This window comes from Gelidibacter mesophilus DSM 14095 (genome assembly GCF_000423005.1).
GTDB lineage: Bacteria > Bacteroidota > Bacteroidia > Flavobacteriales > Flavobacteriaceae > Gelidibacter > Gelidibacter mesophilus.
The window spans coordinates 86,787-113,020 of the sequence record NZ_AUHD01000013.1 but is presented as its reverse complement, the minus strand read 5'-3'; the positions used below and the strand labels follow the sequence as shown (position 1 = coordinate 113,020).

Annotated in this window: 17 protein-coding genes and 1 pseudogene; 4 read left to right on the top strand and 14 right to left on the bottom strand. The window is 37.1% G+C overall.

What is annotated here, in order from left to right; genetic code table 11:
• The 10 genes and pseudogenes from G525_RS22540 to G525_RS21115 form a co-directional block, all read right to left on the bottom strand.
• Window positions 1-193 (bottom strand): annotated as a pseudogene (locus tag G525_RS22540) (hypothetical protein); the annotation flags it as partial.
• A 215-nt stretch (window positions 194-408) separates the two neighbouring features.
• Window positions 409-3,855: a DEAD/DEAH box helicase gene (locus tag G525_RS0114745; protein WP_027126849.1), complete on the bottom strand. Its 3,447-nt coding sequence runs from the start codon at window positions 3,853-3,855 to the stop codon at window positions 409-411.
• Window positions 3,848-4,672: a Hachiman antiphage defense system protein HamA gene (locus G525_RS0114740; protein WP_027126848.1), complete on the bottom strand. Its 825-nt coding sequence runs from the start codon at window positions 4,670-4,672 to the stop codon at window positions 3,848-3,850. The genes G525_RS0114745 and G525_RS0114740 overlap by 8 nt, the downstream gene beginning before the upstream one ends.
• Before the next feature lie 1,428 nt (window positions 4,673-6,100).
• The gene (locus G525_RS0114735; RefSeq protein ID WP_027126847.1) at window positions 6,101-6,871 is read right to left on the bottom strand and encodes a 3-hydroxybutyrate dehydrogenase; all 771 of its coding nucleotides are present in this window, start codon (window positions 6,869-6,871) and stop codon (window positions 6,101-6,103) included.
• Window positions 6,864-7,646 carry an alpha/beta fold hydrolase gene (locus G525_RS0114730; protein WP_027126846.1) on the bottom strand — a complete coding sequence of 261 codons (783 nt, stop codon included), beginning with the start codon at window positions 7,644-7,646 and terminating at the stop codon, window positions 6,864-6,866. The genes G525_RS0114735 and G525_RS0114730 overlap by 8 nt, the downstream gene beginning before the upstream one ends.
• Window positions 7,647-7,675: 29 nt before the next feature.
• Entirely contained in the window at window positions 7,676-10,144 is a 2,469-nt protein-coding gene (locus G525_RS0114725; RefSeq protein WP_027126845.1) for a TonB-dependent receptor, read from the bottom strand.
• A 157-nt stretch (window positions 10,145-10,301) separates the two neighbouring features.
• The gene (locus G525_RS0114720) at window positions 10,302-11,630 is read right to left on the bottom strand and encodes a hypothetical protein (protein ID WP_027126844.1); all 1,329 of its coding nucleotides are present in this window, start codon (window positions 11,628-11,630) and stop codon (window positions 10,302-10,304) included.
• A 302-nt stretch (window positions 11,631-11,932) separates the two neighbouring features.
• Window positions 11,933-12,802 (bottom strand): alpha/beta fold hydrolase, encoded by an 870-nt coding sequence (locus G525_RS0114715; protein ID WP_169514450.1) that lies wholly within the window; start codon window positions 12,800-12,802, stop codon window positions 11,933-11,935.
• Between the two features lie 71 nt (window positions 12,803-12,873).
• Window positions 12,874-14,379 carry a class I adenylate-forming enzyme family protein gene (locus tag G525_RS0114710; RefSeq protein ID WP_027126842.1) on the bottom strand — a complete coding sequence of 502 codons (1,506 nt, stop codon included), beginning with the start codon at window positions 14,377-14,379 and terminating at the stop codon, window positions 12,874-12,876.
• The gene (locus G525_RS21115; protein WP_211222935.1) at window positions 14,354-15,820 is read right to left on the bottom strand and encodes a sodium/pantothenate symporter; all 1,467 of its coding nucleotides are present in this window, start codon (window positions 15,818-15,820) and stop codon (window positions 14,354-14,356) included. Before G525_RS21115 ends, G525_RS0114710 begins: the two co-directional genes overlap by 26 nt.
• A 722-nt stretch (window positions 15,821-16,542) precedes the next feature.
• On the opposite strand from G525_RS21115, the gene G525_RS0114700 reads away from it, so the two are divergent.
• From G525_RS0114700 to G525_RS0114685, 4 genes are all read left to right on the top strand, one after another.
• Window positions 16,543-17,121, top strand: a complete 579-nt coding sequence (locus G525_RS0114700; protein ID WP_027126841.1) for a TetR/AcrR family transcriptional regulator — start codon at window positions 16,543-16,545, stop codon at window positions 17,119-17,121.
• Between the two features lie 159 nt (window positions 17,122-17,280).
• Window positions 17,281-18,279, top strand: coding sequence for an NADP-dependent oxidoreductase (locus G525_RS0114695; protein WP_027126840.1), 999 nt, complete (start codon window positions 17,281-17,283; stop codon window positions 18,277-18,279).
• Between the two features lie 26 nt (window positions 18,280-18,305).
• Complete coding sequence (locus G525_RS0114690) at window positions 18,306-19,466, top strand: iron-containing alcohol dehydrogenase (protein WP_027126839.1); 1,161 nt, start codon at window positions 18,306-18,308, stop codon at window positions 19,464-19,466.
• 6 nt (window positions 19,467-19,472) lie between these two features.
• Window positions 19,473-20,279, top strand: a complete 807-nt coding sequence (locus tag G525_RS0114685; RefSeq protein ID WP_027126838.1) for a type 1 glutamine amidotransferase domain-containing protein — start codon at window positions 19,473-19,475, stop codon at window positions 20,277-20,279.
• Window positions 20,280-20,340: 61 nt separating this feature from the next.
• On the opposite strand, the gene tyrS is transcribed toward G525_RS0114685, so the two are convergent.
• From tyrS to G525_RS0114660, 4 genes are all read right to left on the bottom strand, one after another.
• Complete coding sequence (tyrS, locus tag G525_RS0114680) at window positions 20,341-21,546, bottom strand: tyrosine--tRNA ligase (RefSeq protein ID WP_027126837.1); 1,206 nt, start codon at window positions 21,544-21,546, stop codon at window positions 20,341-20,343.
• A 220-nt stretch (window positions 21,547-21,766) separates the two neighbouring features.
• Window positions 21,767-22,183, bottom strand: a complete 417-nt coding sequence (locus G525_RS0114675; protein ID WP_027126836.1) for a VOC family protein — start codon at window positions 22,181-22,183, stop codon at window positions 21,767-21,769.
• Window positions 22,184-22,420: 237 nt separating this feature from the next.
• Window positions 22,421-23,665 (bottom strand): DUF3999 family protein, encoded by a 1,245-nt coding sequence (locus G525_RS0114665; protein ID WP_027126835.1) that lies wholly within the window; start codon window positions 23,663-23,665, stop codon window positions 22,421-22,423.
• The gene (locus tag G525_RS0114660; protein ID WP_027126834.1) at window positions 23,649-26,108 is read right to left on the bottom strand and encodes a DUF2339 domain-containing protein; all 2,460 of its coding nucleotides are present in this window, start codon (window positions 26,106-26,108) and stop codon (window positions 23,649-23,651) included. Before G525_RS0114660 ends, G525_RS0114665 begins: the two co-directional genes overlap by 17 nt.
• Window positions 26,109-26,234: the final 126 nt, after the last annotated feature.

Here is a 26,234-nt window from a genome sequence, read left to right as displayed (position 1 = left end):
AGAGCTTGAGCATATCCGTCGAATGGTAGGGAGGCCTTCCCTCTGAATTGAGCACGTCCCTGAAGCCCAGTTCCTCCATTGGGAGGATATCCACGAACATATCAACGGTACGCGCCCATGAATCATGACCTACGCATGACTCAAAGTCCATCATTATCAATTGATCCCTGTTAAAACCTGTTATAAAATCCATAACATTAAGATAACCAATATCTTAAAGTGATCTGGGCAATGCGTTAAAAGGAAATCAACAAAGTTATTAAGAAAGGGAGGTTATTGCGCAGTCTGACGGTTTGTATATGAAAAGTGGGCGATTTAGAAATACTAAACTTTCGATTAAGCACAAAGTTTGAGGCGAGCCAAAACACTTAAATTTAGCACAAATTCGCCTATTTTTTATTTACATTGTTAGCTGCTTTTATTCATTTCTACTTCTATTTCATTATAATTCTTGAATGCAGAAATGTTTAATATTTTAATTTCATATACACTTTCTTCAATTTCAATTTCGGCAGAAAGTAATTTTGCATATTCTCTTGGAATATAACCTAATTCTTTGTCATCATTATAAACTAAGATTGCATATGGATCATCCTCATTCTCTTCATCCCGCTTATAGGTCAAAAAGTCATTAATATCAACTGATTTAGAGTTATAACGCATAATATCATTGTATTCTGAACCTTGTATTTTGAAATTAAAAACTTCAGGTATTTCTCTATAGCTATTAGGTGTCAATTTCAATGAAACATTTCTAATATTTTGCTTATCAAAATCTGAAAGAACAAATGTTTCAATTTCTAAACTATTTAAGTTGGATAGCCAGACAATAAATTCTTTACCCTCTAATTTATTAGATGACTGATATAAAAGCCTTGAAACTTCTCTTCCTTTAATACCAAGCGACCTACATAAGCAGCTTGTAGAATCATCCAATCCAAATTTTAAATAACTAGAAAGACTTTTTATATTTTCAGGGAGTTCTTTAACCTCCTTATTGAGTTTAAAAGCCAAAATAGATATAAAAGAAGAAATACCCCATGGATATAAATAATACAAAGCCTTAGAAACAAAAATATGAAATTGCTCAATTTCCATTTCCTTTATTTTCCATTCTTTTAATATCTCATTAATAGATTCCCCAACTACCCAGTATTCAATTATGTCATAAAAATCAGTTGGTTTAATCACAAAGTTGTCTAATTTATAATCATGCATTTCGTCGATATTATTTTCTGACAATAACTTTAAAAAACTATTGATTACACTTAGATAATTATCTTCTCTAACAAACTCTTTTAATGAGTCTATGTTATTATCTACAAATTCATCTATAATAAGGTTGCTTTTAAGAGATAAACCTGTTGTTTTATAAATTTGTATCTGTTTAAATGATGCTTTTTCTTCAATAGATTTAAAAATTTTATTAAACCCTTTTTTCAAGGGCTCAATATCAAAATCTCTTTTATCCAACTGTACTTTAAACAAACTATTATTAATTATATTTTCAATAACTTCTTGATAATCTGTTCCTATGATCTCTTCAGTCATTAAATCTAAAAGATATGTTTCGGAAAGAATTGATAATAAATCATCTAGCTTCGTTTCAGATATTCTTTCTTTTATAAGATTCTCTGCAACAGAAAAGAAAAGACTATTTGCATTTTCTATATTATCTTTATTAATATATTCCTCATATTTTTTTCTATCAGTATAGGAATTTATAATAAAGACTATAGTGCCTTCCGTTTCTTTTCCAGCTCTTCCAGCTCTTCCAACAATATTCCAGAAATCTCTTTTTTGAATATAAATATTTTCTTCAGTTTCAAGATTTCGCCCTATTTGAGTTTCGTAAAAAATTAAATTTTTTATTGGGAAGTTTAAACCTTGACCTATTGTATTTGTAGAAAGTAATACAGTTAATAGTCCTTTTCTAAAATCACTTTCGACAGCATTTCTAACTTGTTCAGGCATATCCCCATAATGGATACCTATTCCTAAATGTATAGCCTTAGTTATATATGAATCTTTACCATACCAAATTTGAGCATAATAAGATGATTCCTTATTTTCATCTTGAATAAATCTTGCTGGTCTATCTTCTATTTCAATATTTGATAATAATTTCAAAAAGGCTTTTGCTACAGATTTTATTCTTGTTACCATAGCACAAAACACAAGTGTATTGCCTTCTTCAGAAAGTTTATAGGCTAAAGTTGCAGCCGATTGTGGCTTATTGTTTTTTAATGGAAAACGATTAGAAAATTCCTTTTCAACGATGAAAGAATATAATTTTGCTCCATATTTAAGTTTAGTTTCTTCATCTTCTCTAATAACATTTTGAAATGTAATATTTCCATTCTTTCCTTCCCATTCGAAATAGCTAATTAATTTTCTCGTAGGTTCCCATTCTTCATTTATTGGACTCTCTTTATGCAAGAGAGATCTTAAAACATTTTCCTCTTTACCACTTAACCAAATGGCATATTCATTTGCGTTTTCACTTGGCATAACCGCAGATATGAATAACGTCTTTAATTCAGGGATTTTTATTTTTAATCTAATTATTAAAAACTCTAATAATGTTGCTCTTGTGCTATAATCACCAATTATATGGCCTTCGTCTACAACCATAAATGAGATATCATTGAAGAAATCCGGATTTAGTCTAAGTAGTAAATCAATCTTTTCAGGTGTAGCTATTAATATATCTGTTTCTGATAATATTAAATCCTGAAATTCATCAACTTCATAACTACCTGATAAAGCAGAAACTGAATATCCCATTTTGGTAAAATATTTAGCTAACTCAATCTCTTTTTCACTTGTAAGCGCTCTAAAAGGAGCTATGTAAATACACTTCTTCTTTGGGTATTTTATCAAATATTTTAAAATTGATAATTCTGCAATAAAAGTTTTACCAGCACTTGTTGGCATTTGCACAACAAAATTTTCATCTTTTGCAATTAAACCACCCTCTATAGCTCTCAATTGCGAAGTCCATAATTCGAAAATTGATTTTCGTTTATCAATTTCCTTTATTCTATTATTAGCATAATAGTCATAAGCGAGTAGCTTAATGTATTTCCTCCAATTTTTACTGCTTTCAATAAATTCATATTGATTAAGATTATTGAAGATTGAGCGATTTTTAAATAATACAACCCTTGTTTTTAATAAAAAAATCAGGTGTGATAAATACGTGTTACCAATGTTTAAAAAATACCTATACGCATCATCAAATTGGCTGATAAAGTTACTCTCATCTAGTTTTAAAATATAACTATACCAACTGCTAAGTGCTTTTTTAAATAATAAAAAACCTAAATCATCATTCTTATATAGTTGAAGTTTACTTTGAGCTAAAGGTATTTTTTTTAATAAAATTAGAATTATTTGCTCAATAATTAGATTGTCTATTTCAATATTTATTAATTCAGTTTCAGATTTTAAAACTAAAGAATCTAATCTACTCGCAACGCAGAAAGCATTTGCTTGATAACCAGAAAGGTCATAACATAATGCAGATTTCAATATCAAGTACTCTCTATCATACTTTTCATTAATGTCGCTTAAATCACTTAAATATGCATAGATCTCAGCACTTTCTTTTAAGCCTGAAATTGCAATTTTCCCATTACCTTCATTATTGATTAACAAACAAGAATTGGAAGACAAAAACAATGCTCTATTATATAAAAAACTTTCTTTATAACTTCTCTTAAATTCAGCATTTAATTTCCAAGCAAAAATTTGATTTTTGTAATTACTTAATAAAGTATCTTTTAAAAGTTCTTCAATGTCAGATTCGGTCTCTGCAATGTAATCGCTCTTACTTAATATGCTTTCACTCATCTTTAAGAAGTTTTACTAATGCGGATTCTATATCATTCCAAGTGTTCTCAACTAATAATTGCAAATCTTCTATAAATATTAATGTTACTTTTAATGGGTCTAGTTGAGATGGTAATGCATTCAATTCATCAAGAATTTTTATGTCAAAATTGTCTCTATCAATTATAAAAAATAATTCAAAATTACGTTTATAATTCTGTGGGTTTTTAACGATATCCTTAAACTTTTTTGCTTCGTTTAATTTACCCATTTCAAAAAATAATCTTGATAAAAACTCAGCTATTGATTCCGTCGGAGCTGACTCATCTTTAGCTAAACTATTATGGGCAATTACAGTAATGTAATTTCTATTTGGAGCTTTTCCCTCTTTGTTTTTTGGATTGAGTCTTGTTTTTATCTCATAATAGTATACATCAGTTATTTTGTCACCTTTATTATAGGCAAACAGATCTGTTCCAAATACTGCCTTGTCCTTATTTAACTTCCATTGGAGTTTGTTGATTGGAACTTCGAGATCTTGAAAATAGGCTACAATTAGTGCTGAAAGAATTTCTCCCCAATCACCTTGTCTAACATTTTTATCAAACTGTGTTATATTGGCAGGAATAACTTGATTCAAAACAAAATTTCTAATGTCCGATTCTGAAGAATTCTCTAAATAGAACTTGTAAAAATCAAAGTTTCGGTATGACGTAATTATTTTTTCTTGTAAAAATTCTATTGTGCCATTGTCAGATTTTGCTTTTTCACCTACATAGATAGACCTAAATGAATAACTCGAAACCTGCTCATTGTGTTCTAACCAATTGTTTATCATTTGTTTTTTTAATTGCAGCTAACGGTTTTGTGTATGATTAGTGGCGTGTTTAAGCACCTAATTTAGCAAATAAAAACCAAATAGAAAATCCGCAAGGATTTTCGTAAGTAGGCGAGGACCAGCCATTAATTATACACGTTGTTCTACGCAGTTTTTATTCCGTTTGTGTTTATTCGCACGAGTCAAATTCCGCTGTGTTTTTAAAATTCTATTTCTTCTATTTTTTCTTAAAATCTCAAAAAAATTTCGGATTTCATTCCGCAATGTTTTTCCACACGTTTTACCGTTTTGTTATTCAGCTCAAACTTTGGGTTTTCTTGGTTTTCCTCGTTAAAGACGAAACCTGGGAAAATCCTTTTTTCATACAGTTCAGCCGTTACGTTTAGCGATTCTGCTATTCAGCCGAAACTTTTCGGTTAGCTAAATTTTCGATGCAAAGAACAGGTTTTGGGTGAATCCTAAATTCCGCTTTTTTTCCGCACGTTTTGCAATTCCGCAAGAGTAATTAATTCCGCCGTTTTATTTTCAATTTCAAATTCGGTTTCAAATTCGGTTTCATTTTTTCTTTCTTAAAAATCAAAAAACTTGAATTTAAGCACAATTTTCGTTGATTTGGTCAAATTGCGTAGAACTATTTATATGTTCCAATAATGCACATATATCCAATATTATTGATCGGATAACTGCACCCTAATGGTGTTATATTCTCTCCCTTACCCTAATTCGTTATAATTTACTCGACTTCATACCATAATCCTCCAGAACACAAATCACTCAAAATCCTAAATCACACAGAAATCAGAACATACAACAAATTGAAGCCTAATCAATTAAGAGAAGCCCTACAAACATAATCTTTATTTAGAAAATTTATAATAAATATGTTAAAAAAACAGGCATACAGTCGTCATTTAATTATGAAATAGAATTGGCTTATTCATACAATTAACCACCTCGCCTTCTGCTTTTCTGCGGAAGCAGAAGCCACTCCTCCTTAAAAAGGAGGAGAATTTAACGCTACTATTAATTTACTAAAAAAAGATCCTTCTGTCTTTAATATCTTTTCTGAGCTTAAAGACACCTTCCCTTCATTTCGAAGAGCGCAATGTATTCGGGAAGGCCCGTTTGATTGGACTAAAAATCTAAACAACAATAGCTTTATTCCAAATTAAAAAACCTCCCAATCCCAATTGTTATCGGGACCAAGAGGTAGCTAATCAAAAAAAATAAATCATTAAATCATAGTGATATAAATACCAATCAAAATAAAGGATTGTACAACAGAATCACCGTCTGTTATTGCATTCGTGAAATAGATAGCGTTTCATCTGTTTACGTTTTTTTTTGGTTAAAATGCATCCGTGAAATCCGTGTCTAAAAATCCTTTCAATCCGTGACCTCAATACTTATCAAGACGCGTCTAAAAACCTACTGCGCACTCCAGCCGCCATCCAAAGCAAACGACGTGCCCGTAATGGTGGTCGACGTGTCCTTCGCCAGTAAAATGGCCATATCCGCAATAGCTTTCACCGGCACAAATGCTTTGACCGCTTGCTTTACAAGCATTACTTTTTCCACCACCTCGTCTTCGGTCATCCTGTGGGCTTTGGCCTGATCTTTTATCTGGCCTTCTACCAACGGGGTTTTGACATAGCCTGGACAAATGGCGTTGCAGGTTATATTATAGGGCGCACCTTCCAAGGCCATGACCTTGGTCATCCCAATCACTCCGTGTTTGGCCGTCACATAAGCCGATTTGAACTCTGACGCCCGCAAGCCGTGAACGGAAGAAATATTGATAATCCTACCAAATTGCTGTGTTTTCATTGGGATCCAAGCGGCTTTGGAGGCATAAAAAACCGCATTCATATTAATGGCAATGATGTTCTCATATTTTTCATTTGGAAAATCTTCAAGGGGCGATACAAATTGAATGCCCGCATTGTTGACCAACACGTGCAAACCGCCAAAGGTTGCTATCGTTTCGGCTATAAGATATTCAATAGCGTCTGACTTCAATAAATTGGCGTTGGAAAACCCCACTTTTACTTTGTGCTTCGCTCCTACTTTATCGGCAATCTCCTGGCCATTGGACTCTAAACCATGAAACATGATATTATAGCCTTTTTTAGCAAACCGCTTGGCTAGCGCTAAGCCAATGCCGCTTGTACTTCCTGTGATCAATACCGTTTTATTCATCTTCCAAAAATTTGTTAAGTACTAAGTTAAACGCTTCGGGCTGATCTATCACGACGCCATGTCGGGAATTTTCAATGATGCTCAAACGTGCATTTTGCATCCTATCGACATAATCTTTTTTAAAGGATACAGGCGTATAATCCATATCAGACCCTACCACAAGCGTTCTTGCTTCGATGTTTTTTAATTGGTCTCCCAATCCCCAATCCATCAAAGTGACAAAAGATTTGTAATAGGCATTGTAATCATTGTTTTGACATCTGGTTTCAAAAGCATTCCGCATATCTAACTGATGCGCTTCTGGAAACATATTAAATGAAATTTCTTTTGCCAACTCATCCAAACCTTTCGTTTCCAAAAATGCCGTTCTACTCTTGAGGAGCTCTTCACCAATGGTGCCCATATCGTTAAAATCAGGACCACTGTTGACAATCACCAAGTTGTCCACATATTCCGGATAACTGACCGCCATTTGAAAAGCCACGGCGCCTCCCATTGAAAAGCCCACAAAGGTTGCCTTTTTGATGTTCAGTTGGTCTAAAAAAGCTTTGACATCTTCGGTCATCAACCCCACGCCATACGCGTCTTTAGGTTTTGAAGAACTGCCGTGACCTCTCAAATCCAAGGTGATGACCCGATGGGTTTTGGAAAAGAATGGGACTTGAGCGTCCAAATCTTTTTTTGTTGATCCCAAACCATGAAGCAATAGCAACACCTTACCGGCGCCATGATCTTCATAATCAAGTTCAATATCATTAGCATGTAGTTTTGACATGGTATAGAAACGTAATGGGTTGGAACTGCTTATTTCTTAAAGAAATTGATGTTGTATTTTAATTCAAAGGAAATCAAGGTGCTTATTGCTGGCGACGCTACAAACTCTCTAATTTCAGTATTGAACAGGTTGGTAATGTTCATCCCTAAAGACAAATCGTCCGTCACATGATAGCCCGCATTGGCATCCACTGTAAATCCGCCCAATTGGCCGTAGTTCCAAGTTCTTCCTACTCTTGCATTTTCAACAATTTCATTCACCCCATCCCCATTCATATCTTGAGTTTCTGCAGCAACGTTGATACCAGAGAAGAAATCATATTTTTCCACGAATCTACCGTAGATGGCGCCGTAAAACTTCCCTTTGTTATAGTGAAACCCTAAACTGAATTTATGATTTGGCGTATTGATTGGCAATTCACTTTCTAATACCACGCCGTCCATATTTCCGTCATTGGCCATATCATCAAGATCGAGCGTGCGTCCGAAGTACGAGTAGTTAAACACGGCTCTAAAGCTATCGGTAAAATAGTAGTTCAACCCCACATCAAATCCGTAAGTATCCACATGACCAAAGTTCAAATAGGTCAGGATCACTGCGCCGGTAGAACCCGGAACCACCTCTCCTATTGGTGTGTCTCCCATATGGGTAACGGGACTGCTGGCGGCAACGTTGACCAAAGGACTGATGAAATTATCAGACACGTTATAGTAAGCATTGGTGTCAATAAATAACTGATCAGACAATTTTCCTTTGTAGCCGATCTCGTAGGAATTGATGGTTTCTACATCCAATTTTGGGATTTTTGTACCATCGGCCAAGGTAAAGCCTTCGCCATTTCCTAATACGAGACCGCCAAATAATTTCCCTTTAAGGTTCAGGATGGAGGGTACCGCGATGCCTTTTCCATAAGTGATTCTGAAGGTGCCGTTATTGACTTTCTTAGTGATGGCCACTTTTGGGATAAAGTTAGAGCCGTATAAATCGTGATTATCCAAGCGACCTCCCAACAAGAAACCCCAGCCAGAATCGTCCAACTTATACTCCAATTGGGTGTACACACCGGTTTGCGATAAATCGATACCACCATCATCCAAAAGATAGGTACCATGGGAGTCTGCCATATCTTTTTGATATTGGGCGCCTGCCGTTAAATAGAAGGCATCCCAATTGTTATTGTACTGCGCTTCTGCATTAAATCGTCTTGAATCGTCCACAAACAAGGCGCCCCGCTCCAATGGAATGCCATTACCTTGACCTGGGCCCAATTGGAACCATTGCTCTGTATAAGACCGTTCCCGGGCTTCTTCATCGGAGAATCCATTATCTATAAACGAGACATAGTTTTGGGTACGCTGGTTCATTGCGTAAGTGTCGTCCGTTTTACTCCAAGTGTAATAAGTGTTTGCAAAAAAGTTTTTAGACACAAATTTAAGTTGCGCCTCGTCAATTGTCCAGTCTTTTATTTGGTTACGCCCAGCACTGGTGACGCCAATATTGCTACTGTTGCTGTGTCCGTAATATCCTGTAAGTTCTGACCCTTTTGTAGGTTTATAATTTAAGGACGCGCCATATTTTTGAGAGGTGAAATCACGATCTAAATCCAATTCCTTATACCCTTTGGTACCTACATACACACTGTCCGTGTATTCAAACTCAGTACCCTGAGCTCTTTCAAAATGAACCTTATAGGCAAATTTATCATTAATGATCTGTGCATGGCGTACTCTTCCTGTAAATACGCTTTGGTTACCAGCGCCAATGGCAAAAGTGGTTCCTTCAGAGGTTCTCGGGTTTTTTGTGATGGTACTCACCAATCCGTTGTGTGCATTTGGGCCATAAAGTGTTCCGTTTGGTCCCAACAGAATTTCTACACGTTCAATGTCATCTTTAGAAACAGTGGTAAAAGAGCCCATTGGCAATCCGGTGGCGATCAATGTCGATAACCGATCATCTGTCACCTGAAGATTTTTTGAATTGAAGGCCGAGTTAAATCCTCTGATATTAATTCCAGTGCCCAAAACACCAGATCTTACAAAGTCCACCCCTTTTTGTCTTGCCGCCAATTCACCAATATTAAAACTTGGGAATTCTTCAATGTCTCTGGCCGTGATAACATTTACGGTGGCAGGAACATCGGTGATTTTTTGGGGTTTCTTATTCGCGGTCAGGATCACTTCATCTAAAACCGTATCTGACTCATTTAACGACACATCCAATTGAGTGGTTTGACCAGAAGTCACCATAACGCTTTTGTTAGAGGTCTCATACCCCATATAGGATATCGCTACATTCTGAGAACCGGCAGTCACGCCTTCAATAGCATACCTCCCATCAAAGTCGGTCATGGCACCTTTGTTCAACGCTTTAATTGAAACGGTTGCTCCAGATAAAGGCATACCCTTGGCATCTGTAATCAATCCGCTGATCGTTCCTGTATCTTGTGCATTGACCACAAAAGAACCAATAAAGGTTAATAGTAAGAATAGTTTTTTCATAATATTGAGAGTATTGATTGAATTTATATTAGGCAATCTATTAGGAAATACACAAGCAACGCAGTCAAAAACGGAAGCTTTTAAGTGTGACTATCCCTACCAATCAAAACTTTAAAAGTACATCCTTCCGTAGATACAGGACTTCTATTACGAAATATCAGATGTGTGACTTTAGTTTTAAAAATGCCTCAGGTAAGTTTTTGGAGAGGCGATCAATCACTTTAATCATGAGTTGTTTTTGATTTGTGGTGGGCTGGATGTCTAACAGTGGTGCTTTGATTTCCTCCAATAATCGGGTCGAATTTATTTTGCCTTCCATATATCGCGACAGTGAAATACTCCAGGAGATATTTGGCACATAATTGTTTTGCTTTTGACGTTCCTTTTCCTTCTCTATGAGATCAAATTTTGAGGCAAGCTTCAATACGTCTTCGTAGTTTTCCTGGGTAATCAAAGTACTGATATAAGACGTGAAAAAATGGTGCCAACGGTGTTTTAAGACCTCGTTTTTGTGTTTCCTCAAAAATGTTTTGGCGGTAGCTTCAGCAAGCGTGTTTTGTTGAAGTTCTGATAATACCCGAATTTGATACGAGCAGTAGCCAATCTTTTGATGGTAATTATGGGTTTCCTTGTAAAGGTCCTTGTGCTTTTCCAATAAAAAAAATGCTTTTTCCGGCGTATTGTTACGCAATAAAATAGCCACCAAATTATTAAGATACATCAAGGTGTCATTATTATTGTGACGGATGGAGAGGTAGCCATAAAACTCCGCTTCCTTAAATTCGTCCTGTTTGGAATGTAACAACACCCTGCTCGCATAATAGTTGGACAGCAAACGCCTGGAGTACATTTTACCTTGACTGAAGTAATAATCAATTTGGTTGAACAACACTTTCAGCTTGTCATTTTCGTTATAATTGGTGTACATAAAAGCAAGCAATACAAAGGCTTGGTATCTGTTTTTACCGTTAATCAAATCGTCCTTAAACACTTTTAAGAGCCATTTTTCCAAATGCATGGTCTCATTGTTGTTCAACGTATATTGATCGGTGATTTCAGTAGTGGCGGTATATAATTTTTCTTTAATCTCCTGGGCCTTGTTGTAGTGCGATTTATAGGTTTTTATAAAATCGGCTACAATTTGGTGGTCTTTATAGCGCATCCGCACCAAAAGATAAGATTTGTACTCCTTGGCAAGATCATATAGATTATGAAAATTGAAATCTATGGTTTTGTAGGAAGCAATATAATTCAAGAACGCTTTTTCTTCATCGGAGGTAATGGCATCAGTAAGAATCTTTTGATTTAGAGCCATGAGCCAACCAATGTTGGCATCAACATCTATGCTCTGCAACTTCTTCTCGATCCAATCTTTGATATAGGAATATTTACGCTTGTCTATGGAAATATCAAAATCAGTAAATCTACTTTGAGAGAGCGCATTGACGATAATACGCTCAATAATTTGCAGCTTTTCACCGTCCACAAACTAATATTGTGTTTCGAGATATTTTGCTTCGTTGGGAAGAATGGTTTTACTAAACTCTGTAAATTTTTTAAGCTTCGTTTTCATGGACGCAAATTTGGTGAAGACCGGCGCTGTATGGCAAAGGTTAGGACTTTTATTTAGTTGATTGGACTCTAGAGTTTTAAGACGCGGATTGCACTAAATTCCGATGGATTGTAGTTTAAAAGCAAAAGATTTGAAAACGCTGATTTTAATTTCACGAATAAAAAAGAGACTCGAGGCTTTCTTTTTAAAAGAATAAAGTGATTGCTCTTAAAAAATTACTGAGGATCTATAAATTCGCGAATGAGCGCGTTTACTTCCTTAGGTTTTTCAAACTGTACAAAATGTCCGGCATCGCTGATAAATTCTAAAGTGGCATGCTTCATAGTTTCCAAAGCGCTGGTTCCAACAGCCTCCGTAGTTAAGGTTGGATTAAAATACCGATTTGGAATAAGCATGTCCTTATCTCCAAAAATCACTAAAGTTTGTTGTGTGATTGCGCTCAGATCGTTAGAGACCGTGTCATCCAACATGCCATAAACACTCTTTACAATGGCTGTGCAGTGCGCTTCAAAGTCGGATGCGTTCTTAATGTTTTTTCGGTCGGTGATCATCTTAGAAACAGCTTCAGGCTGTTTATAGAAATTCAACGCATAATTATTCTCAATTTGAGCATCAGTAGTATTTTGTACCGAATCCGTGGTAAGAAACGTTTTCATCATAGCCGCATTGGCTTCAGAAAACTGTTCCAGTCCGGCCGGGGCAATAAGAATGAGTTTTTCAATAAGATCGGGATGGGCTGTTGCTAATTTTATACTCGCCTGTCCTCCCATGGAATGCCCGACCAATACAATATTTTTTAACGCCATTTTTTTAATGAATTGCTGAAAGACATCCGCAAAATACGAAGGCGTATATGCCGCATCAGGGATGGAGGACTTGCCATAGCCTGGCAAATCCAGAGCAATACAGGTATACTCATTTTTTAAATCGGCAATATTTTTCGACCACGCATCTGAATTACTGCTCAAACCATGCACAAACAACAAAGTTTTTTCACCGTTCCCTGCTTTGATATAAGCAATCTCCAACCCCTCTAAGGTGGTCATTTGGGTTTTGAAATCGTAGTCTGAAAGAATTTCTTTCATAGGTTTTTGAACGTTTTGTGAAAAAGCAGAAGTCATAATTAGTATAAAAATAATGAAGAAGCTATAATTTTTCATGGATTTGATTTAAGGGTGTTAAAATAAGAATAGAGTTGCTTTCTGGAGACTTTCCCCAAGCTGGTGAGTGGAATTTCATCGAGAATAAATAGATACTTTGGGTGCTTGAATGCCACGAGATTCGGTTTTAAAAATTCCTGAATTTGAGTAACGGAAAGGTCTTTATTGGTAGTGGTTACAAAGGCAATGCCACATTCCCCCCATTTGTCATCCTTTATACTCAAAACCACGGCTTTGCCAATATCTTGAAGCGCCTCAAGTTCTGCTTCCACTTCCTGTGGGTAAATATTCTCACCGCCAGAGATATACATATCATTTTTACGACCTTTCATATATAAAAACCCTTCAGCATCAGCATAGGCAAAATCACCCGTAAAAAACCAGCCTTTTTTTATTTTACTACTTGTTTTTACTGAATTATTCCAGTAGCCAGGGGTGACGATATCGCCTTTTATACAAAGTTCCCCAACCTCATTTGGCTTGACCTGCACGCCTTTTTTATCGACGATTTTCACATCCAGATAAAAGTTGGGTTTGCCTATGGAATTGGGTTTGAGCTGCGCCATTTTATGGTGCAAAGAAGTAATGCTTGGCCCTGCCTCAGTCAAACCATAACCAGGTCTGATAGAGATATTCTTTTCCTTTTTCCAATAGGAAATGAGTTCTGCCGGTACGTTTTCACCACCGGAAATGATATACCGTAATTTCTTGAGATCGACCTTTTTAAAAACCGGTGTTTTTTGCATCATCAGCAACATGGTTGGAAGCGCCATAAACAATGTCGTTTTATTGAGCTCCAACAAGCATAAGGTTTTTTCGGCATCAAATTTTTCCAATATCCCAATATGTCCGCCCTTGTGCAAGATGGGCGTTACAAACACATTCCAACCTGAGGTGTGATAGGGCGGTAAAATATTAATGGTAGAGTCCCTAAACGTGATCCCAAGCTGCATGGACGTGTTCAAACTGTTCCAAAACAGCATTTTATTGGTGTAAATCACACCTTTTGGAGCGCCGGTAGTGCCAGAAGTATAAAATATAAACAGCGGATTATCAGCTTTGATTTGCACGTCTTTTATGGATGCGCTACCAGCTTTTTCAAAAAAAGTTCTGAGCGCATTAAAAGCGACAGCTTTTAGATTCTCTTGTGGAAGCGCGGCTACTTTATCGTGATGATTTGCATTATAAATGACCAAACTGGGTGTGCAATCTAAAATGAGCTTGGCTATTTCTTTTCTGGACAACCGATAATTTAGAGGCACGATTATGATACCCATGCGCTGACAGGCCACAAAGAGCACCATATAGTCGAGGCAGTGTTCGGCTAAAACGGCAATCCTATCACCTTCTTCCAACTGAAGTTCTGCAAGCATCTCAATTAATCTATTGGCATACCTATTCAAATCACTATAGGTATAACTTCTATTGGTGTCATACGAAGTGATCGCGATTTTTTCAGGCGTATAATCCGCCCATTTAGCTGTCCAGTCTAATGTGTCCACGTTGTTTCTTTTCGTCTAATTTATAAAATATATACCCAATAATAAGTGATGTGACAATCCCGATAGCCGCTGAAACTCCAGGATTGTTGACAGGTTCCTGCATGTAAGGGGTCAGCCGTCCGTAATAGATGCCAAAATGCACAACGATGGCGGTGATGCTCGCTATAAATACCGAGCGTGTGGAAACATTCTTTAAAAACGTTCCAAAAAGCACCGGTACGAAAGCGGCGGCAAAATAGGCATAAACACCGTTTTGGGCGAAGATGGCCACACTGATATCTGGATTCTTGATTTGGTTCCAGCTCAATAAAAAGCTGACAATTCCTAAGACAACAATCACCATTTTATTTATTGAAATCGTTTTTTCAGTGAATTTATCTTTAAACAACGGATTAATAATGTCTGACGTTATGGTAATCGATAAGGATTGAATCAAGCTTTCCAAAGTGGATAGTCCAGCAGAAATCAATCCCACGACAATCACCAATCCAACACCTACTGAAAACTTAGTGACCACATAGGTTGGAATGATTTCATCCATCTTTAAGGTAGTGCCGTTCACCATAAAATCCGGAAAACTGATGCGCGCATATAAACCAACAATCACTACCAAAAAAAAGATGATCATAAATGAGATGCCACTGAACAGGTAGGTATTTATTTTGCTGGAATCTTTGAGCAGCAAGGATTTTGTGATGATATGTGGCTGGCATACAATGGCCACACCAATTACAATTTGCGTTGCAATAATCTCAAAATAATCACGGAACAGAAAACTTGACGGATTGGTGGGTTTGGTTAAGTTTGGATCGATAGCGTTAAGCTTGGCGATAAATCCATCAATGCCATTAGTAAAATATTCTGCACCAGAACCTATTAATATCAGGGCGACAATACACATTATGATGGCCTGGATGGTATTGGTGTACACCATAGAATTAGCCCCGCCAAACATCATATAGCCAAACACAAATGCCGTGATGCCCATAAGCACGTAAAACGGATCGGCATTCAATGTTTTGGAAATGACCTGGGTAAGTCCCACATTGATCAACACAATAAATGTTATGAGCAAAAGGGCTACAAAGGCAAAGAAGATGGCGTAGTTTTTACTTTCATAGCGCTTCCCTATCCATTGCGCCATAGTGGTTGCTTTAACGGCTTTCCCCTGCCGGGCGAAGCCTTTGGTAAATACTATCAACGAAATAAATGCCGCAATGGGCAATACCAAAGCAAAAGAAATCACCCCAGAAATCCTGTAAAGCGCTATAAATCCTGGATTGATAATAAAGGTGGCCGCACTGGTCATGGAGGCGGCAAGAGACAAACCCACGACCCAAGAAGGAAAACCGATATTTCCAACGGCGTAATCTTGAATATTCTTGTTTTTTCGGGCACCTCGTACCACGAAAAATAAAATAACGGCAGCATAAACTGCCAATAAAATCTACATGTAGGTGACTAAAGTATCTGATGCAACCATTGATTAAAGATGTTTAAAAACAAATAACAAACTTTAGGTTAATAAACTTCGTTTTATTTATAATACTTAGGGTGTGACTTTGCAGAAATTAAGCGCTATTATTCATCAACGTCAAACATAGATCAAAAAGATGAAACTATGACTATCAATTAAATATTTGTAGTGATGGCTGAAGTTTTAACCAGCTACTTAATAGCCGCAGACAAAATCAAATGATGCGGTTACTCTAATTTTAGAATAGCGCCAAAACGACGAACGCTTAACACGAATCACACGGATCGATTTTGGCATTCAATTGCTACTCGAAAGAGTCAGATTCTATTTCACGAAGGGTACGGTTTACTTTTCTTCTTAATTCGTGGAATCAATGCGTATTAATGATCCATTCGTAAAAATCTGTGTAATTCGTGTCCAAAAATTCGTTCCATCCGTAACATATATAGGAGCCAATTCTCGGTTATGAAAAGTTCGAATGACATCCGTCACATGCGAGACCAGCTGTCGTAACGGTGGGCAGGTATGTGTTTGTAAGCAAAATTGCTAGTTTCAAGTCATTTCCTAAAACAAAGTGCTTCCACTGCTACATGAACATTCTATTCCACACCACCATTCCCAAACCCATGTTAAAAAAGAATGAACGTTCACTTTTATTTGTATCTTTGCATTAGAATTAAAACAACATGGCCCAACTTCAAAAAAGTATTGCTAAACGAAACGCACTGATCCGGGCGACCATTGCCTTGGTTAACAACAACGGATTTCACGCCACGCCTATGAGTAAAATCGCTAAAATGGCGAATGTTTCGCCAGCTACAATTTATTTGTATTTTGAGAACAAGCAGGATTTGGTAAACAAGACCTATATTGAAGTCAAGGCAAACTATACGGAATATGCCTTTGCCGAATATAATGAGCACATGTCCGTTGAAGAAGGTTTTGAAAACATTTGGAAACGGATTGCGGATTTTAAATTAAAGGAATCTGAAAATGCTATGTTTCTGTCGCAATGTGACAATTCTCCCATCATTGACGAGCCGAGTCTGCAGGAAGGCATTAAACATTTGCAACCCCTACTCGACCTTTGGGAACGCGGTAAAAAGGAAGGTATTATCAAACCGATATCAGATTATCTGCTATATGCCTATGCCATCAATCCGTTATCATTTTTGATGATTGCCCAAAAGCGCGGCATAATTAAGTTTAATTCTGATCAAATAGAAGAAGCCTATCAGGCAGCTTGGAGCAGTATTAGGAATTAAGACCGCTGCGCTTTCAGAATTAAGAATCAAGATTGAATACTGCTGTAGGCTTAACACAGGACTCGAAAAATAAGAATCACAATGTACAGTCCTAAAAAAAAGGTACGGGGACTTATATTACAAATAACAAGAATTAATTTTAATCTAAAATAAAACAAAATGATACAGACCATTTTATTAAAAAACAGACCAAAAGGAAATCCTAAATCATCAGATTTTGAATTTGTAAAAGACGATAAAACGCCAACAGTTAATGAAGGCGAATTACTTTTAGAAACGATTTATGTTTCTGTGGATCCGTATTTAAGAGGACGCATGAGCGATGCCAAATCCTATATGCCACCTTTTGAACTCAATAAGCCTATGAAATCTGGCATCATTGCCAAAGTAAAATCCTCTAAAAACGACAACTTCAAAGAAGGCGATTATGTTATGGGCATGTTAGATTGGAAAACCCTACAAATATCCTCTGGCAAAGAGCTCATGAAAGTCGATGCTGAAAAAGCTCCTTTGAGCGCCTATTTAGGTATTTTAGGCATGACTGGATTGACGGCATATTTAGGTCTGACCCAAATAGGCAAACCTCAAAAAGGAGAAACGTTAATTGTTTCAGGAGCGGCAGGTGCCGTTGGATCTGTGGTAGGCCAAATTGCTAAGAATTTGGGCCTACGCGTAATTGGAGTTGCCGGTACCGATGAAAAAGTAGAATTGCTGAAAAGCAAATTTGGTTTTGACGAAGGTATCAATTATAACACCACTACGGATATGAAAGCAGCGATTGCCAAGGCGGCGCCAAACGGAATCGATATTTATTTTGATAATGTGGGTGGGCCAATCTCAGATGCCGTATTGTTCAATATCAATAAATTTTCACGGACCATTAATTGTGGTGCCATTTCCGTTTATAACGAGACAGAACTACCAAAAAGCATCAGCGTACAACCCTTCTTAGTTAAAAATAGTGCCCTAATGCAAGGGTTTATTGTTTCTAATTATTCGGAAAAATTCCCAGAAGCCATGAAACAATTGGGAGAATGGTTAGCAGCAGAAAAACTTACCTATACCGAAACGGTGGTGGAAGGTTTTGAAAATATCCCACAAGCATTTATGGATCTATTCGAAGGCAAGAACACAGGCAAAATGGTAGTTAAAATTTAAATCTGAATTAAAAAGATAAAACACAGATGAACAACTTTGAATTTAAAAATCCGACCAAAATTATTTTTGGAAAGGACAGTATAGAAAAATTGACCAACGAAATTCCTAAAGATGCTAAAGTCCTCCTGCTTTATGGTGGCGGAAGTATCAAGACAAACGGAATTTACGATCAAGTAAAAAAAGCATTGGCCAATGTAGAGGTCATTGAGTTTGGCGGTATTCCTGCCAATCCAGAATACGCCGTTTTATTGGAGGCCTTAGAAGTAATTAAGAATCAAAATATTTCCTATCTATTGGCCGTTGGCGGCGGTTCTGTCATTGATGGTACCAAATTTTTATCCGCTGCTGCCCTATTTGAAGGTGATATGCCGTGGGATATTTTAACCAAGAACATAAAGACTGAAAAAGGGATGCCTTTTGGAACCGTGTTGACCTTACCTGCGACGGGTTCTGAAATGAATTCCGGAGCGGTAATTACGAGAAAAGAAACCCAAGAAAAATTATCAATGGGTGGACCTGGATTATTTCCCGAATTCTCCATCTTAGATCCCAAGGTGATAACCTCCATTCCAAAACGTCAATTGGCAAATGGCTTAACCGATGCATTTACGCACGTTTTGGAGCAATATATGACCTATCCGATAGCTGCTAAATTACAGGATAGGTTTGCGGAGAGTATTCTGCAGACCTTAATTGAAGTGGCACCAACGGTTTTAAAAGATCCGACAGATTATAAAGCCGCTTCTGATTTTATGTGGAGCTGTACGATGGCCCTTAACGGACTCATCCAAAAAGGCGTTCCTGGCGACTGGGCGATTCATGCCATTGGGCACGAATTGACCGCTTTATTTGGCATTGATCATGCACGCACCTTAGCGGTAATCGCGCCAAGCCATTACAAGTTCAATTTTGAGGCTAAGAAAGAAAAATTAGCACAATATGCGGAGCGTGTTTGGAATATTACCGAAGGTGATACCGATTCAAAAGCGCATACCGCCATTGAGAAAACCGTTGATTTTTTCCACGAAATGGGTATTGACACCAAGTTGTCGGCGTATACCAAAGATTACGATGGCACGGCCGAAACTATTTCCAAACGATTTACCGAACGGAATTGGCTAGGCTTGGGTGAGCATAAATCCCTATCACCAGATATGGTTGAAGAGATTGTAAAAATGGCGTATTGATAGTTAATGCGACCATTTAAAACCACAGGAATTTTAATTATCCTGATGATGGCATCAGGTTGTAAAGAGGCGAACCATCAAAACGCCAAAGAAGTAGTTTCAGAAGGACTAACAAACATTAAAAAACAAAAAGACATGAATATATTATTTGTATTGACATCTCATGATAAACTAGGAGATACCGGAAAAAAAACAGGATTTTGGGTAGAAGAATTTGCAAGTCCATATTATACACTATTGGACCAAGGTGCCAAGATTACCATTGCCACACCCAAAGGAGGCGCTGCGCCTATTGATCCGAGCAGTGACACACCCGATGCAGCCACTGACGCGACCAAACGTTACGACAGCGATGCAGCAGCCAAAGAGAAAATTGCCAACACCAAACGATTGGCAGATATGAATCCTGACGATTTTGACGCTGTATTTTATCCAGGTGGACACGGACCGTTATGGGATTTGGTGAACGATACCAATTCCATTGCGTTAATCGAGAAATTCAACGCCCAAAAGAAACCTATTGCTTTTGTTTGTCATGCTCCAGCAGTTTTGAAAGACGTTAAGAATGCCGACGGCAGCCGATTGGTAAAAGGTAAAAAAATGACAGGCTTCTCCAATCAGGAGGAAGCAGCGGTTGGATTAACCGACGTTGTTCCTGTATTATTAGAGAATATGCTTATTGAACATGGCGCATTATATTCCAATGTAGAAGCTTGGGCTCCTTACGTTTTACAGGACGGGAATTTAATAACCGGTCAAAATCCAGCATCTTCTGAACTGGTTGCAGAAAAACTATTGGAAAGTTTGAACTAGGTGTACTGATGTAGTTATAAAAAAAGGTTGTCCGAACGGACAACCTTTTTTCTTTTACCTATTAGATCAATTCATAGAGATCTCTTTTGCCAATTTTAATTTTGGTTTGCTTAGTTATCGAAACAGTGGTATATGGCTCGGTCATTTTTTCCTCATTAATCTGAACAGCGCCATTTTCAATAAGTCTTCTTACAGCCGATTTGCTTAACCCGTCCTTCACCTGAAAGCATAAGTCAACCAAAGTAAGGGTGCCCTCCTCCGTTATAATGCTATCCAAAGCAATAGGTTCAAACACTTTTTCTTCAAAATTTTTGCTTTGGAATTGTTTACTGAAAAATGCTTCAGCTTCCATTGCAGCCACGTCATTATGATATTGGGTGATAATGTTTTTAGCAATGCTCTTTTTAATGTTCATAGGGTTTTCTCCGTCTGCTAAACTCAAGCTGATGGCTTTTCTTTCAGATTCTGAAAAATCCGTTGTCAAATGCAAAAATTCTTCAATTAAACTGTCAGGAATAGACATGGTCTTTCCAAACATCTCGTTGGGTGCATCCGTTAATCCGATGGTATTGTGCAAGGATTTACTCATTTTTTCTTTTCCGTCAAGTCCTTTTAATAAAGGCATGCACATGACCGTTTGTGCATTCATTTTAAAGGTTTCCTGTAATTGCCTGCCCATGGTGCAATTAAAGAGTTGGTCAGTTCCTCCCATTTCAATATCTGCTTGAATATTTACAGAGTCATACCCTTGCAAAATGGGGTACACCAGTTCGTGCATGGCAATGGGTGTGTTTTCAGTAAATCGTTTATTAAAATCATTGCGTTGCATCAATTGGGCAACGGTCACCTTTGATAAAATCTGAATGACTTCAGTGAATGAAAGGCTGTCCAACCAATCAGAGTTAAAAACGATTTTGGCTTTATCAACATCTATAATCTGAGATAATTGCTTAAGGTAGGTCTCGGCATTATGCTGCACCTCATCTACAGTTAAGGGTTTCCGACTTTTATTTTTTCCTGTAGGATCTCCAATGCGTGCCGTAAAACTTCCCACCAAAATCACAATTTGGTGTCCTAAGTCTTGAAACTCCTTGAGTTTCTTTAAAACAACCGCGTGTCCCAAGTGTAAGTCTGGGGCAGTTGGATCAAAACCGAGCTTAATTATGAGTTGGCGGTTTTCGTTTTTAGCCTGTTCCAACTTTTCTTCCAATCCATTTTCAGGAAGAATGATTTCAACATTTTCTTTGAGTTTTGCAATCGTTTCCATTGTATTTAAAATAAAAAAAGCCCGAGCATAGGCTCGGGCTTTAGGTTATGTTATAAAATTATTTACTTATTAGATTTTAAGTGAAGTACATACATAGCCATTCCGAGCAGATATTATTTGGTAATAATAAGTACTGAAAAAAGGAAGACGCAATATGTTATTTAAGTGTTTCATTTACGGCTACAAAAGTAAGCCTTAATCTTATGATGTGCAAGTTGTTTTATTCGTGATAGCCCTTTTTAACAAGTCGTTTTGAAATCCACCAATAATTTCCGCTCGCATCGATTATTCCCGATTGTCTGTCTTCATAATCCATGTTTGCTGGCTCAAATTCCACCTTTGCTCCGTTCTGGACTGCCCTTTTGTGAATTTCCTCCACATCATCAACATATAAATAAAATGCTGTGCGCATATTTAAAAACGGTCCTCTGGCCTGGCTGATCATAAAACAGGAATTGCCAATTTTCAAAATCACATTGGCAATATCCTCATTTTTAGGATTGATGGACCGGCTGATTTCTTCTGCAAAGAATGCTTTCTCAAGAAAATTAATCAATGCTTCCGGATTTTCAACGAATAAATATCCGTTAACAGTTCCAAATCCTTCTGGCCGATAAGTATCAAATATTTTGTTCATAGTCGTGATATTTTAAGTGATGGCAAATTGTTTTTATTTCACAAGTATATTACAAGCTTCAGTTTGAACTTTCAATTCAAAATTAGAATCTGAAATAGTGATTACTTTAAATCCTCTATAAATACAATCTCCAGTTTCTCTTTGAGCATCAAATCTAAATCGGAAATATGCCAATCAGAAATATTGATTTTAAAACTTTTCAACTTCTATTTCCGATTCTCATTTTTTAAAAACCCACTATTCACTTTTATCCTTATTCATATCCTGCAGCATATTAAAAGCAAAATATAAAATCATGAGTGCCGCAATCCCAATGCAGCTCCACATAAACCAAGGTCGTTGCCAAAACGCCATGGGCTTTAAGGCGACTATTTTAGGGGTTTCGTATAATATACCGTCAATTTCAACAATGGGTAATTCCGTTTTAGTGGTGTTGGTGACATCAAAAATATCATAATCTGGAAAGTTCAATTGAGCGTTGCCGGCGGTGATCTCATAAACTTCATTCGCCTTTAATGAGCTTACCAAATATACTGATTCTTGCATCAATTGGAGACTGCTGATTTCCAATTTAGGATTGTCTTTATTATCTATTTCCAAAAATAGTTCCTGCGCTAAACCTGAAGGCACATTGAAAATCAGGTCTTTATCCGATCGGATAGAAAACGCTAGCAAATGCTGCCGGTAAGATTCCAAACTGCGCTTTACCTCCCGCTCTTTCAAGGTATATAAAACAGCATTCCGACTAAATAGTCCGGGAGCTTGAATTTCCATACGCAACTGATCGACGACTTCCGGCCGTTCAAAACTAATATGGATTAAGGTTTTCTTCTCTTTTTCTATAAATTCAATACTTTTTACCGGAATTGGTTCCATCGTGATGGGTACAATGTTGACCGTTTCAGTAGTGGCCATTCCAATACTCAAAAGATTAATGGGCAGCGAATACCGGTCGTCAAAAACGAGTTTGAGATAGCGGTAGCTGCTTACTGGAAAAAAAATCTCCTTATAGACACTGGTTTCCGTTGGATGATTTAATTGGTTCAATTGTCCGCTATTCACCAGGCCAAACCATTCTTCTTGATCCAGGCTGCCTTCTAAACGATAGGTTTTACTGCCTTGATAATTGGCTATTAAGAGCACTGCCCTTTCAATGGTTTGATAGGGGTTTTTAAATATATAGGTCGCGCTGGAATCTACAATTCTGGAGTTAGAAACCCTCTCGAATTCGGTGAAGTCGGAAGCTTTCGTCAGTTTATAATCAGAAGCAGGTTGCACAAAATACGGCACTTGATTGCCATTGGCATCCCAAAGGCGTATATCACGTAAGTCTTCTGTGGCGTACGAGCGAAAATCATGCGGAATGCGAATACGGTACAGTCCATCTTCCTTTACGGGCTCAACTGTACCACTTACTGGGGTTGATTGTGAAAAGGCCATGCTCACGAAAAGCATTATAAAAATCTTAATCGATTTTATCATTCTCTGAGGTTTTAGTTGCGTCAACGACCAAAAATTTTAGTTTTTGATAGACAAATGAAATAATTAGGATGAGTACTCCCAATAAAATAAAGGCAATAATCTTTCCGGTTTCAGAAACATTACTGATATCATACACAAACAGTTTAATAATTGTAATTCCCAAAAGGGTAAGCGCAATAATTCGTAAATGCTTAATTTGTTTTTTAATGCCTACCATCAAGAAAATAAAGGCCATGATTCCCCATAATACTGGAAATCCTGTTTTTATTATCTTATATCTGGCGGCTGAGATCATTTCAGTTAGAGCATGGTAATCAAATCTTGTGTGATCTAATGAAACATCCATAAAATGTAGTCCTTGTATCATCACTTCAGTACTTGCAATAATGACTAACACAAAAACGGCCGTCCATAAGGTCCATGTCTTTTTAAATAGTGAGAAAACTCTTTGCTCTTGATTGCTTTTAACTAATAAAAACCAAAAATACACAATCAGTCCCAGTGACAACATATGCAGATAATATGCGGTATAATGCTGAGTACTGTTCAGAATATTATTTTCCACTTCCAAAAACGGAATTCTCATCAACAAGAATGCAAACAAAATGATATTGACGAGCGTCATGATATTAATAAGTTTCTTACGCCAAGCATTCCTATTTCTAAACAACATAAAACATAGCACTGCTACAAAAAACAAATGATAAAGCACGCTAATGGCCAAGAAATCAGTAAAACTATATCGCGAATAGGATTGGTGCGACACTTCTAACAAGCCCACAAAATAGCCGGTGAATATGGCAAGACTCCCAGTTAGTTTTCTATAAACTTGTGGTTTGAAAGTCAGTCCGAATTTTAATAAATTTTCGGTTTCATGGCGCAATAAATAACCAACACCCACAAATGAGCCTACCACCAACAGCCCGGCAATGAAGATAGGATTGAGAATAAAATTTTGAGTATCAATGGTATTTGCATAGTTAAACCAATCCATCAGCAAACTTCCGAGCATTAAGAATTGAATTATAACGGCTGCAAAACGATAACTTTTTATTTGTGATTTCTGTGAGAGCCATAACAATAATACCGCTTCTACCGCCCAAAACATCGTAATACTATTTCCTGAAAACTGAACGGGAATTGCCAAGGTGATAAAAGTCAAGGTCAAACCAATCAAAAGATAAATAGCTGTTTTATCCAGACCAAATTTCTTGTACAAGAGCAAGGCATACCCCATGTTCAGCAGTGCTAATAGTGTCGTAAACAATCCATTTAATTCAGGTTGGAATTCTGATAACACCAAAATTCCGATGCCATAAAAAACAAAGTTATTAACTGTTAACATAACCAGCTGGACTTTGGAAAAGTTGCCTTTAGTCCGCAGATTGTTAATGATGGTAATGACAATAAATATGAGGTAAAACGCAAATCCAAAAATTAAGGCGCCCAGATAAGGCGGATCAGTAGCGTCCATTTCTGTAACCACCCAACTTCCAAATAACAACATGGTCAGTATAAAAGCAAGCACTTGAACAACATGCCACTTTTTAAAATAAGCCAGAGCCAAAATGCCAATATCCAAAATAGCGATATAAGTAAATAATACAATATAGTTTCCACTGCCCGTACTGACCATAAATGGCACTAAAAATCCACCTATTAAAGATAAAATAGCGAGCTCCATACGATTGTAGGATAAGGAAATCAAGCAGCTAAAGGCCGTGATGAGGACCATAATTGCAAAAGCGACCTGTTGCCCAAACAATTGATATTCGTGAAAAGCAATAGCAATTGTAAAATAAAAAATAGCAATTGCTCCCGCAACGAGAACGGAACTGAATGGGGCGTATTTTTGATGGAGCCTGTGGGCTATAAAAAGCACCAAACTTCCTGCTAAAATTCCAATCCCAACCCGAGCAGGTTCGTTAATCCACTCCTTATCAATGGCATATTTTACAAAATAGCTGATTCCTAAAACCAATATAAGAATCCCGATTTTGTTGATCAGATTTTCACCCACGAATTTTTCCAAATCTGGATTTCTTTCCTTAAAGCGCTTCCAAATACCAGGTCTTGGAGCTTTCACTTCTTTTTCACCCTCTATTTCGGGCACTGGTTTATATGCTGACATTGCAGATACTGCGACTTTTATCGGTACGGAGGTTTCCTCTTCAAGTGTCGCCTCCTCTTCAACAACTAATGGAATTGGTGGTGTTTCTACAATTGCTGGCTCCTCAACGGGTTCTTCTGTTAGAGGCACTGCCCTTGATGCTACAGATGCCGCATCATTTGGTTTTTTTCCATCTTTATAATGCGATAATAAAAGATTCAATTTGTCATTTAACGTATGAAGTTTATCAGTTAGACTCCCGTTTTCTTTGCGATACTTAGAATTCTGAACGATCAATAAAATGATAATGACAATTAATAAGGCAATTTCCATAGGTTAATTTTGGTTAGCAACTGAGGTATAATATAGGGCAATGTAGGTTTTATTTTTAAAGTATAGCTTAAAGATAAATGGAAAAATGACATGCGCTTATTATTTCAATTGATATGCATATTCAAA